This is a genomic window from Novipirellula sp., assembly GCF_041583735.1.
Classification (GTDB): Bacteria; Planctomycetota; Planctomycetia; order Pirellulales; family Pirellulaceae; genus Novipirellula.
On the sequence record NZ_JBFHFD010000189.1, the window covers coordinates 1 to 13,673 of the forward strand.

A 13,673-nucleotide genomic window follows, 5' to 3' on the forward strand; every position below is an offset into this window, starting at 1 on the left:
ATTGTAGCAAGATTGATCGCCGGTATTATTAGCTTTAGAATCAAGGACGCACGGGCTGAGCCGGTCGTGTCATCGTGCCCCGAGTCGCTCGCGGCGAACGGCGTCCCGCGTTGTCACGCCGCATGGCGTTTGGCCGATGCGGTAGCGAATCTTACAGAGACGATTGGTGACTTGAATGCCGATAGCGGAATGCGTGGCGATTTTCGCCGCCTGAAACAAGGTTCGCGTGGCACCACTTCAGTTAATCAAATCATAGTCAAGACAAACTCCGTTCGCTGGCACTACGGACAGAATCACGGTCAAAATCATTGCCGGGCACTTCACCGAGCCAGCTTCACACCCCCTACAAAACCCTACACCTCCAAGTCTCTACACAAAGGATTTTTCGATGGCGGACATCACTACCGTATGGCAAGGCGAACTACCTAAGATCGGTATCCGCCCCACGATCGATGGACGATTGGGGGGAGTGCGTGAATCGCTTGAAGAGCAAACGCAAGCCTTGGCTCAACGCGTCAAAACGCTGCTGACCGAAAACATCCGTTACCCCAATGGCGAACCGGTGCAGTGCGTGGTCGCGAACCCGTGTATCGGCGGTGTCGCCGAAGCGGCTGCGACCGAAGCGTTATTTCGCCGCGAAAACGTGGGCGTGTCGCTGACCGTCACCCCGTGTTGGTGTTACGGTTCGGAAACGATGGACATGGATCCGCTGCGTCCCAAGGCGGTGTGGGGATTCAATGGCACCGAACGGCCTGGTGCGGTGTATTTGGCTGCGGTGTTGGCCGGTCACTCGCAAAAAGGATTGCCCGCCTTTGGAATCTACGGACGTGACGTCCAGAACGCTGGCGATTCGGTGATCCCTGACGATGTCCAGCACAAATTGCTTAGCTTTGCCCGTTGCGGCCTAGCCGTCGCGCTGATGCGAGGCAAAGCGTACCTGTCGATGGGTGGCACCTCGATGGGCATCGCGGGCTCGGTCGTCGACCAAAGTTTCTGGGAAAAATGGCTGGGTATGCGGGTCGAAGACATCGACATGAGCGAGTTTATTGGCCGCATGCAAAAGGACCAATTTGATCCCGAGGAATATGAGCAAGCGTTGGCGTGGGTCAAGGAAAACTGCCCCGAAGGCAAAGATTACAACGCCGAGGATCAAGTTCGCAGTCGTGAACAACTCGACAGCGAATGGTCCGACAGCGTGAAGATGGCGTTGATCGCCCGTGACTTGATGGTCGGCAACCCACGATTGACGGAAATGGGACTTGGCGAACAAGCTCAGGGGCATCAAGCGATCGCAGCCGGTTTTCAGGGCCAACGTCAATGGACCGATCATTTTCCCAATGGTGACTTTCTCGAAGCCATCTTGAACTCGTCCTTCGATTGGAACGGCAAACGGGCTCCCTATATCGTTGCCACTGAAAACGATGCGTTAAACGGCGCGACGATGCTGTTTGGCCACCTATTGACCAACACGGCCCAGATCTTTGCCGACTTGCGGACGTACTGGAGCCCCGACGCGATCGCCGGTGCGTGTGACGGTTACCGTCCCGATGGCCACGCCAAAGATGGGCTGCTGCACTTGATCAATTCGGGGCCAGCGACTCTCGATGGTACCGGGCAACAGGAACAGGACGGCCAACCGACGATGAAGCCGTATTGGGAGATCACCGACGACGAAGTGCAGAAGTGTTTGCAGGCCACGACTTGGCATCCGTCGATCACGGAATACTTTCCCGGCGGCGGCATGAGCACCCGCTACCGCACTCGCGGTGGGATGCCATCAACGATGACCCGTATTAACTTGATCGCAGGACTCGGCCCCGCACTTCAAATCGCCGAAGGTTACACCGTCGATCTTCCCGATGACGTCCATGATGTCTTGGACCAACGCACCAACCCGACGTGGCCGACGACCTGGTTCGCGCCAACGATCACCGGCCGCGGTGCGTTCTCTTCGACATACGAAGTCATGAACCACTGGGGCGCCAATCACTGTGTCTTGACTGCCGGTCACGTCGGTCATTTGTTCATCACGTTGGCGTCGATCCTGCGGATCCCGGTTTACATGCACAACGTTGCCGAAGATCGCATTTTCCGTCCGAGCACTTGGAACGCTTTCGGCACCGAAAATCGTGAATCCGCTGATTTCCGTGCCTGTGAAACGTTCGGCCCATTGTACGGGCGACAGTAAACGAGACGGCAAACTTAGGCATCTGCCACCGAGCGAGCATCATCGCCGGCGAATGGACTTCGCCGGTGAATGAATACTAGAGGCGAATCAATCAAACGGTTTCGCAGATACCGCGGGACCGACCCGAGCAAAGCTTCCTTACAAAGCAAACAAAATGAACTCAAACGCAACCTTACAAGAACTGATTTCGCTATCGCAGTTCCTCGGCGACGAGCGTCGACAATTGGCGATCCTTGGTGAAGGCAACACGTCGGCCAAGATTGACGACAAGACGTTTTTCGTCAAAGCCAGCGGCAGTTGCTTGGAAACGCTCAGCGAGGACGACTTGGTTGCTTGTCATTTTGCTCCGCTGCTTGAAATGCTCGGTAACGACGAGTTGAGCGACCAACAGATCGAAGACCAATTGTTTGCTTGCCGTGTCGATCCCAAGTCGAAAAAGCCGTCAGTCGAAACCCTGTTCCATGCCTACCTGTTGTCGTTACCGGGGATCGAGTACGTCGGGCATACTCACAGCGTTACGGTGAACCAGATTTTATGTTCTCCGTTGGCGGAGCAATTCGCCACGCGAAAGTTGTTCCCCGACGAGATCGTTTGTTGTGGTCCCCAATCGGTGTTGGTGCCGTACACGGATCCTGGACTAAAGCTGTCGCAAGTCATTCGCGAGAAGTGCCAAAAATTCATCGACGAATTCGGAGCCCCACCACGAGTGATCCTGCTGCAGAACCATGGGCTGATCACGCTTGGCAAAACGCCGGGTGCGGTCAAAGCCGCGATGTTGATGGCTCACAAATCGGCCGAAATCTTTGTTGGTGCCGCGGCCCTTGGCGGACCGACGTTCCTAGAACCTGACGACGTGGACCGGATTGCCAACCGGATCGACGAACATTATCGCCAACGTGCGCTGAAACTATAATGGAAAAACATTACATTGCCTGCGACTTGGGCGCCGAGAGTGGACGTGTCATCTTGGGCACGCTCCGCGACGGACGCTTGACACTCGAAGAGATTCATCGCTTCGCAAACGGCGCGACGAAGATTCAAAATTCGCTGCGTTGGAACATCACGCGGATCTTTGACGAACTCAAGCAAGGTCTGCGGATGGTGGCTGCTCGAGGCGTAGCGGCATCCGGCATGAGTGTCGATTCGTGGGGCGTCGATTATGTGTTGTTCAATGACCGCCAACCGATGTTGGGGCTGCCCTATCAATATCGCGATGCACGGACCGAACGAACCTATGCGGCTGCGTTAGAGCAACCGGGTCGTGAGGTGATCTTTGCCGAAACCGGCATCCAATTTATGGCGATCAACACGCTGTATCACCTGATCGCCGATGTGAACGAAAACTCCGATTTGTTGCAGATCGCGGACCAGTTTTTGAACATCGCCGACTACATGAACTATTTGTTTTGTGGTGTCGGGCGTGCCGAGGTGAGCTTGGCCAGCACCACGCAGCTGTACAATCCCACCACAGGCCAATGGTCCGCCGAGCTCATCCAACAATTTGAATTGCCTGAGAAAATCTTTCCTCCGATCGTCGCCTCGGGGACTCGGCTTGGTCCCTTGCTTGCCGAAGTAGGTGACGAGACCGGATTGTCGCCTGTCGAAGTGATTGCGACATGTTCGCACGACACCGGGGCCGCGGTCGCAGCGGTGCCGGCGGAAGGCGACGATTGGGCCTATCTGAGTTCGGGAACGTGGTCGTTGATCGGTATCGAATTGCCGGATCCTCGGATCAACAATGACGTTCTCGCGGAAAACTTCACCAATGAAGCCGGACTTAACGGTACCACGCGATTCCTCAAGAACATCGTCGGGCTGTGGTTACTGCAGGAATCACGGCGAAGTTGGGCGAAGCAAGGGCAAACGCTCGACTACGCTGAAATCAACCAGCTTGCCGAACAAGCCGAGCCGTTTCGTTCGCTGATCAATCCGGATGACCCTCGATTCATGAGTCCCGCGGACATGCCGACGGCGATCGATTCGTATTGCCAAGAAACCAACCAACCAGTTCCTGAAACTCCCGGACAATACGCTCGCTGTATCCTCGAGAGCTTGGCGTTATTGTACGGACGGACACTCGACACGGTGCAGCGATTGACCGGTCGCCAGATTTCGAAGCTGCACATTGTCGGCGGAGGCAGCCAAAGCACGCTGCTAAACCAATTGGCGGCCAACGCCACCGGCCGTACAGTGTATGCTGGCCCCGTCGAGGCGACGGCGATCGGTAATGTATTGATCCAGGCGATGGCGATGGGCGATTTGGAATCGCTCAGCGAACTCCGCGGCGTGGTCCGCGATTCGTTTACGATTGCCACCTATAAACCCGAGTCCTCGGAGTTGTGGGAGCAGACACGACAGCGTTTTACCGAATTGGTACGCGGTGGAAAATAAAGGTACGATGGAGCGTTGCCACCATTGCGATGCCAAACGCCGCCCGTCGCACCAATCCCCTCCTAAACGAAACTATTTCTTGCATTTAACCAAAGGTATGTCATGAGCGTTTCAACCAGCAATCGGCTTCCCGAAGTCGCAGAATTCCTCAGCCGCGGAGATCTACCTAGTTTTGTCGGCGGCAAAGATTTCCCTGCCGCATCGGGAAAGGTCGTGGCAACCTTGGATCCTGGTTCCGGCGAACATCTCGCCAACATTCACGATCTGGACGCATCGGAAATCGATCGCGCCGTCGAGATCGCTGGCGAAGCGTTTCCAGCTTGGGCCGCATTGTCGTACGACGACCGCAGCGCGATCCTGTTGCGTTTGGCCGACGCCGTTGAGGAACACAAACCGATCATTGCGCAAATCGAAGCACTCGACGCAGGAAAGATCGAAGCCCAGGCGCAAGGGGACGTGCAAAACTTTGTCGATACGTTGCGATACTTTGTCAAACTCGCTGGCCAAGTCGAACCCCGTACGAAGTTGGATGTCGAAGGCTACGACGCTTGGACTTACAAACAACCTTGGGGTGCATGTGCGTTCATTTTTCCGTGGAACTTTCCATTCCTGCTGATCGGCTGGGGGATTTCACCGGCACTTGCTGCTGGCAATACCGTCATCATCAAACCGGCCGAAGACACTTCGATGTCAGCGATCTATCTGGCTCGATTGGCCAAGAAGGTCGGCGTGCCTGACGGCGTGATCAATGTCGTCACCGGACGAGGTGCCACCGCTGGTGCCGCGTTGACCGCCAACCCAAACATCAAACGAATGTCGTTCACCGGGTCCCCCGAAGTCGGCCAATTGGTCGGCGAAACGTGCGGACGCAACTTGGTACCGGTCAAATTGGAACTCGGTGGCAAGGGAGCGGCAGTGGTATTCGACGATGTCGATGTCGCTGAAACCGCTGAGAAACTGGTTGGCGCGATCACGTTTCACTCGGGACAAGTCTGCTGTGATGCGACCCGTTGGTTGGTCCATCGCAATATCTATGACGAGTTCGCCGAGCGTTGTGTTGAATTGATGAAGAACGTTCGCGTTGGCCATCCGCTGGATCCGTCAAGCGAGATGGGCCCCGTCGTCAATCCAAAGCAGCGTGAACGTGTCCTCGGCTACTTGGAAAAAGGGCAGGCTCAAGGAGCGAAGTGCCTTTGCGGAGGCGGTGAAGCCACCGTCGACGGAAACGACGGCAACTATATCGAGCCCTCCTTGTTGGCCGGTTCGATGGACAACGTCGCCGCTCGCGAAGAGATCTTCGGCCCGGTAGCCTATCTAGGCGTCTTCGATAGCGAAGAAGAAGCGATCGAATTGGTCAACGACACCCAGTACGGATTGGCCAATAGCGTGTGGACCAAAGACATGGACCGTGCCGCACGCGTCGCCGAGTCGATGGTCGCCGGCAACAGCTGGATCAACGCACACAACGTGTTCGCCCAAGGCGTTCCTTATGGTGGGGTGAACAAGAGCGGTCTAGGCGGCGGCGTGCTGTCGGTCGAAACGTTGATGGATTACTACCGCAGCACTTCGGTCGTCCGCCCGCTGTAAGGGCTAACGGGGAAGCATGAGCCGCGACGCGTAAGCGGCCGGGTCGGATGCACGCCTCAGTGGTTTACGGCCGATGCCGTCTACTTGGGTAGCGGCACGCCTCGGGGCCTCGCCCGGTGGCAGCGAGTGGAACGTCGATTTTGACTGGGCGGTTTGCGCCGCCCGGGCGCTATGGCAGGCTGGCAGCCTGCACTACGATTTCAGTTACAGGCTGGCAGCCTGTACTACAGCTTTGAAAACAGGCTGGCAGCCTGTGCTACTCACATTTCATTCTTAAAAGACAGTTCCAATGACTGCGAAACGCCATTTGATACACCCTCGCGATGAGATCATGCAAACGATGGATCGTATCTATCGATATCGCATGACCACCACATCGGGCGGCAATCTATCGATCCGCGATGAAGCGGGTGACATCTGGATCTCACCGGCTCGGGTCGACAAGGGCAACCTGACTCGAAAAGACATCGTTTGCGTCAAAGCCGATGGAACCGTCGACGGGCTGCATCCGCCTTCCTCGGAGTTCCCGTTTCACAAGGCGATTTACGAAGCACGTCCCGACATTCGTGCGATCGTCCACGCCCATCCGGTGGCGTTGGTTGCATTCAGTATTTGTCGTCAAACGCCGAATACGCGGTTGTTCCACCAAGCCCATTCGGTTTGTGGGCAACTTGGTTTTGCGCCGTATGCGTGTCCCGGAAGCGAGCAACTCGGCGCCAACATCGCCGCCACGTTTGCCGAAGGGTGCGACAGTGTGATCTTGGAAAATCACGGCGTTGTGGTCGGTGGTGAATCGTTGGCCCGCGCGTTTGAGCGATTTGAAGCATTTGAATTTGCCGGCAAAACGCTGGTCAAAGCATCACAGCTTGGCAAAGTCCGCTTCCTTGACGACGCCCACCTGCAACAAGCAGCCGATCGAGGAGTCGATTTCGATTCGTATGAACCGGCTACGGCAACGCCCAAGGAACAAGAACTGCGTCGCCAGTTGTGCGAGTTTGTCCGCCGCGGTTGTCGTCAACGCTTGCTGATCAGCACCGAAGGCAGTTTCTCGGCGCGGCTTGATCAAGACGCGTTCTTAATTACACCAACACAGAAAGATCGAGAACTTCTCGGTGTCGAAGACCTCGTTCTGGTCAGCGGAGATCGACGTGAAGCAGGCAAGCTCGCCAGCCGTGCCGCGCGTGCTCATCAAGCGATTTATGAAAAGCATCCGGGCGTCCAAGCGATCGTGTTCGCACACCCCGTCAACGCAACCGCGTTTAGTGTGACCGATTCTCAATTTGATGTGCGGACGATTCCCGAAAGCTACGTGTTTCTTCGCGATGTTCGTCGCGTACCGTACGGCATCCAATATCGCGATGAAAAGCAGCTCGCTAGTTATATCTCGGAATCGATGCCCGCAGCGATTCTCGAAAACGACGGGGTCATCGTTACTGGACGCAGCGTTTTGGACACCTTCGATCGACTGGAGGTACTCGAATCGACGGCCGAAGCCGTTATCAACGCCAAAGCGATCGGCGAAGTGGCCTCGATGCCTGATAGCGTCATCGATGAACTGAAAGCGGCGTTCAATCTGAAATAGTGCTAGCTCCTTTTCGGTGCCTACCACTGCCGCATTGGCTCGAAACATCGCAAGCCATCTGCACGACGACTCAGTGGCATCCATCGGCCGACGAGTCGCGTGATCTGCGAGCGAGAACCTGGAATGTCAAAATGACTTTCGTCCCCTAAAACTCCGGATCGTGTTGAGGAAAAATCCCCAAGCGATGGGCTCGATTGACGGCCGATGGTGCATTGGTCACTTGCAGTTTCTCGTAGATATGAGCGACGTGGGTATCAACCGTGCTGTAACCAATCTTCAGTCGCGCGGCGATCTCTTTTTTGACCAACCCGTCGGCCATCAGCGTCAGAATCTCGAACTCGCGATCCGTCAATAAATGGTTTGCGTCACTCTTTGATCGCTTCTGTTGCAGCGATTCCAATAGATACATCGCAACCCCTTTATCCAGCGACGCACCGCCGTGGAACACGGTACGAATCCCCTCGGTAATTTCGCTCAGCCTCGCAGATTTCAACAGATAGCCCGACGCTCCCGAAGCGATCGCCCGCAACACATCTTTCTCTTGATCGGATTGGGTCAAAATGATGACTTTTGACTTCGGCGCCAACTCGCGGAAACAGACAAGCGAGTCGAGGCCGTCCATTCCCGGCAGTCGCAAATCGAGCAGAATCAGATCGGGGACATCGGCACTCGCGGCGTCTCGTAGCCACCGCAGTGCGATCTCGGAGGTACCAAACTGGCTGATCAACTTGATGTCCGATTCCTGTTCCAAAGCCAACCGAATCACCTCACGGTATTCCACGTTGTCTTCGACCAACATGACACGAATCAAATTCCCCATCGATATGCCCCTCATACCCAATTCCAAAACTTTCTTGTACGCAATCGTAACGTGATACGAGTTCCATGGTTTTCCAAATCACGGGCATCAACTTGAGCCCCAAGCAACCGTGATCGGCGACTGAGTGAACGAGGTACCCGATCGCCCGATGAGTTTTCCAAGCCACTTCCGTTGTCAGTAATCGTTAAACACAACTCACGTCGATCCGCCTTTAGATGCGTTGTTACCCGCGTTGCCCCAGAGTGCCGCAAGATGTTGACGAGACACTCTTTGTAGAACAGGAACAGATCAATCCGGGTGGCTGGTTTCAGTTCACTCAGTAACGATTCACCTTCAAACGAAATCTCATGTTCCAAATCGGCCATCATTCTTGTTGAAGTTCGCCGCATGTCATCCATCAGATCTCCGAACAAGCCTTTGGCTTCCAACATATTGGAACAGTACCGGGTCGCAGCACCACTACGTTCGGTCAAATCGCGAATCCGCTGCAACAACGATTTTAGTTTATCAGGTGAATCCGCGGTCGCCTGAGCGAGATCACCGAGCAGTCCAATCGCATGCAGATTTGCCCCCAATTCGTCGTGCAGGTCTGCTGCAATTCGCTGGCGAGTTTGATAGACCGCACGTTGACGAACGATCCGTTCCACCAGCACAGTGCAAACGGCGACAAACCCAAGCAGTCCAGCTAACCAGGCCAAACGATTCAAATTGGTCTTTTGAAGTTGATACCGACCATACAATTCCGCTCGCAGCAACGGTCGCTCTGACTCCAGATCGTGCCGTTTCGCCAACTCTTCCATCCACCGCCGTATTGGCAAGATTTCGCCAAACAGATTGTTTCCATCGGTCAACGCGGATAGCGATCTCAACGGGCTGTCCGCTTTGAAATTGACGCGGATTGGTTTGCCCACCGAGACGTTTTGTCCGTTGGAAAATAGTTCAATCTCTGCGAAACCGATTCGGGATCCCGTACGGTCACCATTTGAGTAGATATATGGTTTGTCGACGACCAATCGAACGTAGCGGCATGGGGTTTCGGGAAACCGCCGCATGATGATCGGTCCAGCTTCAAAGATCGATTCCATCTGATATTCGCAGAGCGAAACCACATCGGAAAAACCAGGCTCGTTCGCGCCCTCGATTCGCATTGAACGCGGTATCCCAAAATCCTCGGGAACCGTCTGGGGCACCGTATCGCTCAAATCGGTTGCATGCAAATGAATGCGGCTGAGTGGCAAAATTTGCTCGAGGTCAATCACAATTTCGGGTGAGTCGCCCACTCCAATCTCGCTGACAAATGCCAAACTTTGGTTTCCTTCGTAAGCGTCCATCAGATAAGGAACAAAACCATCCACCAAATGCTGCTTGTGCCGAGCGGAACGCAATTCGAACTGATCTTCCGAGGACACATCGACTGATTGTTTCAGCGCAACATTCTCTTGACCGCTAAAAACCAAAATTTCAGATAGCTGCAGGATGTACATCCCGTCCCAACCGCGAGGTGAAAGCCGAGTCGCCTCGAGTCGCATCCAACTCGCATCGGTCGCCGGGAACGAAACAACCAACGGAGCCACACGGGGCAAGAGATGATCGGAGGCCGAATAACTCGCAACCACGTCCCCTTCGGTCTGACCTGCGGCGCCCACCAAGATGCGAAATTCGATTGGGAATCCATCGGCTCGAAATCCGTTGACGGTGTCTCGCCAAATCGTTGGCACGAGCACGATTTGATCAAGGGTGACGTCTTGCTCCCAATCGATCTGAATCCACTCGCCCACGCTAGGGTCGCTTTTTGCGATCGAACGGTATCCGACCGCTCCCACTCCCGTTCGCATACTCGGCTGGGCGAGCGTCAAAAGTTGTTCGTCAATATTTGCCAAACGGTGTTCCAGTGCCGAAATCGAGAGTCGCTTGAGACGCAATTCCTCCGCATCCGCTTCACTATGGGAGTTCCCCGAGGTGAGCCCCCCCATGATCAACGCAATCACGCCAAACGCAGCGAATGTCAATAAATATCTTCGAACCAGATACATCAGCACCACGATTCCTAACAATCAAAACGTGTCTCACGTAAACTCAGCATAGTGGGCAGCACCTGCAAGAGCTATTACGGGGTACGGTGATCCTCAATCAAGCCAATTAGCACTTCGCCGAACGGCGGTGGACGGGACCGATCCGGCGACGATCTGGGCGAGGAGACAAGAACGGGTGATACAAACCAGGCATGTCGCAATTCATCACCCCCCAGTCGCAATTAGCCAATGACAACGCCCCCTTTGCAGCTAGCGTTGATGGTTGACGATCCGTCAATTCACATGCGATTCAAGACGTTCACGACTTTTAAACCGCAGCTCGGATGCTGTCAACAAAACTCTAATTGAGGCCTCAAAACATGATTCCCCCACTCCGCTCGCTCGTTGCCGTGACCACCATCGTGCTTGCGTGCCATGAATTGTCACAAGCTCAATCAACCACGAATGCACCGGAGCCGACATTCGCTAACGTACGCTACGGCGAGCATCCCAAGCAAAAACTCTATTTTTGGCAAGCAGAATCGGATTCGCCCACTCCGTTGGTTTTTTATATCCACGGAGGTGGATGGAAAGGAGGTGATCCGCAAGACAAAAATCTGATGAGCATGCTATCGATCTTACTCGAACACAAAATCTCGGTGGTCTCGATCCAGTATCGCTATATCCAAGACGCGGTTGCGGCAGACATCAAGCCGCCCGTGAAAGCGCCGCTCGAAGACGCAGCACGAGCGTTGCAGTTTGTTCGCACGAAAGCGAGCCAATGGAATTTCGATCCACAGCGGATCGCGGCCAGTGGCGGTTCCGCCGGTGGTTGCACCAGTCTGTGGCTTGCCTTTCACGATGACATGGCAGACCCCGACAGCGACGATCCGGTGGCCCGCCAATCGACGCGATTGTTTTGCACGGCGACGATTCGTCCGCAGACGACATTGGATCCGCTGCAGATGAAACAATGGACACCCAATAGCAACTACGGCAGTCACGCCTTTGGAATCTTCAAACCGGGGCCAAAAGAATTCCAATTGGACTTCGATGCCTTTCTCGCTCAACGCGATCGGCTTGCTGATTGGATCGCCGAGTATTCTCCCTATGCGTTGGTCTCCAGCGACGATCCACCAACGTATCTGTTCTATAGCAATACACCTGCGATCGGCCAGAGACAAGGAGACCCAACGCACACCTCCAACTTTGGACTAAAGCTGCACGAGCACCTTCAATCCAAAAACGTCGAAAGCGAGTTGTATTACCCCGGCGCCCCCGATGCCAAACACAGCACGGTCCACGACTATTTGATCGATCGTTTAACGCGAAACCCAAAGTAAACGTCCGATTTTGCTTTACGTCATTTCTATCACCGTTCCCCTATCGACAGAGAAGACACACATGATTTCACGCCGCGATTTCATTGCCTCAGGACTTGCCGGTGCCGCGATCGCCACTTCCTCCGCTGCCGTCGCCGAAGATACTGCAGCGGCGACTGACGCGGATGCCTCCGTTCCTTCGTATCTGCAGGACGTGGCCGAACAGTACGCGGTTGCTCCTCGGGCGGCGGCGCTACAGTGGTTTCGCCAAGCCGAATTTGGTTTGTTCATTCACTACGGACTGTATTCGCTGCTAGGACGCCACGAATGGGTGATGATCAAAGAGAAGATCCGCGTCAAAGAGTATGAGAAACTAGCTAGTCGGTTTACGGCTGAAAATTTTGATGCCGACTTCATCACCGACATGGCATTGGATGCCGGCATGAAGTACATCAATCTGACCACGCGGCACCACGACAGTTTCTGTCTGTTCGACTCGAAGTACACCGAGTTCAAAAGCACGAACACGCCGGCAAAGCGAGATCTCGTCGCGGAACTGGCCGAGCAGTGCCAAAACAAGGGACTAGGCTTTTTCCTGTATTATTCGCACGGTCGTGATTGGCGGCATCCCCACGCGCCGAACAATTGGGGGTGGGGCGGATCGGCTCGGCCAAAGTACGATCCACCCGAAACATTTTATGCCAGCGGCAAAGAACACGACCTGCAGATCTACGTCGAGTTCATGAAAAACCAAATCACAGAACTATTGACCCACTATGGGCCGATCGCGGGGATCTGGCTCGATGGTCACGCGACGCCAGCATCTCGCAAAAAGAAGATGCATGAATTCAAAATACAAGAACTGTACGATCACATTCATCAGATGCAGCCTCAGGTGTTGGTGTCCTACAAACAAGGTCTGCTGGGGACCGAGGACTTCAAAGCCCCCGAGCGTCATTGGAAAGGCGAATCGGACGTTCCTTTGGAAATCTGCGACACGTTACAGCCGCATGGATGGGGCTACATGAAATCCGACGATGGCAAACACAAAACCGCAGACCAAGTGATGGAGATGCTGGCCACTGCGAAATCGATGAACGCAAATCTGCTGCTCAATACGGGACCGCTACCCGATGGATCGATTCATCCCGAAGATCTCGCGACGCTACGGGAAGTCGGTCGCAGACGGCGTCAGGGGTAAGTAAAACCCGGCGGGGGAAGGCTAACTTTACTGAAATTTCGCTTGAAACCAAGCGAAACGGATGGCCACGTGGCGGGTTGAATCAGGATAGAATACAAACGCTAGGATCGAGCACGAGCATCGCAATTCAGCGTGTAACGCCGCATACATCGAACGTATCCGCGTAGGAACCGCGTCCGATCGCTTCCCGCCCCCAAAAACGCAGGTCGAGAAAATCCCATGATCCGCCCCCAATTTATTGGTCCCCACAGCTTTGTTCGCGGTGTCGTTGGTCGTCGGGAAATGTTGAAAGGCGGAATCGCATTGGCAGCGACCGCGATGTCCACATCGACCGTGTTCGCCGAATTGATCGAGACTCCGCCACAGACCGAGGGGCCGTTTTATCCTAACAAGATGCCGCTGGATACCGACAACGACTTGTTGGTGATCAACGATTCAATCACGCCGGCAGTAGGCGAAATCACTCACCTGAGCGGACGTGTGTTGGACGCCAAAGGCAACCCCGTACGCAACGCGTTTGTCGAAATTTGGCAAGTCGATAATAACGCGGTCTACATCAACACCAACGAC

10 protein-coding genes and 1 pseudogene are annotated in these 13,673 nt (G+C 54.8%); 9 read left to right on the plus strand and 2 right to left on the minus strand.

Annotated elements, in window-relative coordinates:
- From ABX962_RS15470 to ABX962_RS15495, 6 genes are all read left to right on the plus strand, one after another.
- Positions 1 to 429 (plus strand): hypothetical protein (locus ABX962_RS15470; RefSeq protein WP_372720926.1); only part of this gene is annotated, 429 nt, incomplete at its 5' end.
- Positions 389 to 2,188, plus strand: a complete 1,800-nt coding sequence (locus tag ABX962_RS15475; RefSeq protein WP_372720928.1) for an L-fucose isomerase — start codon at positions 389 to 391, stop codon at positions 2,186 to 2,188. The genes ABX962_RS15470 and ABX962_RS15475, both read left to right, overlap by 41 nt.
- A 154-nt stretch (positions 2,189 to 2,342) precedes the next feature.
- Entirely contained in the window at positions 2,343 to 3,101 is a 759-nt protein-coding gene (locus ABX962_RS15480) for a class II aldolase/adducin family protein (protein WP_345684976.1), read from the plus strand.
- On the plus strand, positions 3,101 to 4,579 hold the full coding sequence (locus tag ABX962_RS15485) for a rhamnulokinase family protein (protein WP_372720930.1): 1,479 nt from the start codon (positions 3,101 to 3,103) through the stop codon (positions 4,577 to 4,579). The genes ABX962_RS15480 and ABX962_RS15485 overlap by 1 nt, the downstream gene beginning before the upstream one ends.
- Before the next feature lie 102 nt (positions 4,580 to 4,681).
- Positions 4,682 to 6,166 (plus strand): aldehyde dehydrogenase family protein, encoded by a 1,485-nt coding sequence (locus ABX962_RS15490; protein WP_345684974.1) that lies wholly within the window; start codon positions 4,682 to 4,684, stop codon positions 6,164 to 6,166.
- 289 nt (positions 6,167 to 6,455) lie between these two features.
- Entirely contained in the window at positions 6,456 to 7,748 is a 1,293-nt protein-coding gene (locus tag ABX962_RS15495; protein WP_372720932.1) for a class II aldolase/adducin family protein, read from the plus strand.
- A gap of 145 nt (positions 7,749 to 7,893) precedes the next feature.
- On the opposite strand, the gene ABX962_RS15500 is transcribed toward ABX962_RS15495, so the two are convergent.
- Both ABX962_RS15500 and ABX962_RS15505 read right to left on the minus strand, forming a co-directional pair.
- Positions 7,894 to 8,568: a response regulator gene (locus ABX962_RS15500; protein WP_372720934.1), complete on the minus strand. Its 675-nt coding sequence runs from the start codon at positions 8,566 to 8,568 to the stop codon at positions 7,894 to 7,896.
- 11 nt (positions 8,569 to 8,579) lie between these two features.
- Positions 8,580 to 10,601 carry a sensor histidine kinase gene (locus ABX962_RS15505; RefSeq protein WP_372720936.1) on the minus strand — a complete coding sequence of 674 codons (2,022 nt, stop codon included), beginning with the start codon at positions 10,599 to 10,601 and terminating at the stop codon, positions 8,580 to 8,582.
- Positions 10,602 to 10,960: 359 nt separating this feature from the next.
- Between ABX962_RS15505 and ABX962_RS15510 the strand changes: the two genes are divergently transcribed.
- The 3 genes and pseudogenes from ABX962_RS15510 to ABX962_RS15520 form a co-directional block, all read left to right on the plus strand.
- Positions 10,961 to 11,923 carry an alpha/beta hydrolase gene (locus ABX962_RS15510; RefSeq protein ID WP_372720938.1) on the plus strand — a complete coding sequence of 321 codons (963 nt, stop codon included), beginning with the start codon at positions 10,961 to 10,963 and terminating at the stop codon, positions 11,921 to 11,923.
- A 61-nt stretch (positions 11,924 to 11,984) separates the two neighbouring features.
- Positions 11,985 to 13,103 (plus strand): alpha-L-fucosidase, encoded by a 1,119-nt coding sequence (locus ABX962_RS15515; protein ID WP_372720940.1) that lies wholly within the window; start codon positions 11,985 to 11,987, stop codon positions 13,101 to 13,103.
- Positions 13,104 to 13,322: 219 nt separating this feature from the next.
- Positions 13,323 to 13,673: pseudogene (locus ABX962_RS15520) on the plus strand (intradiol ring-cleavage dioxygenase); the annotation flags it as partial.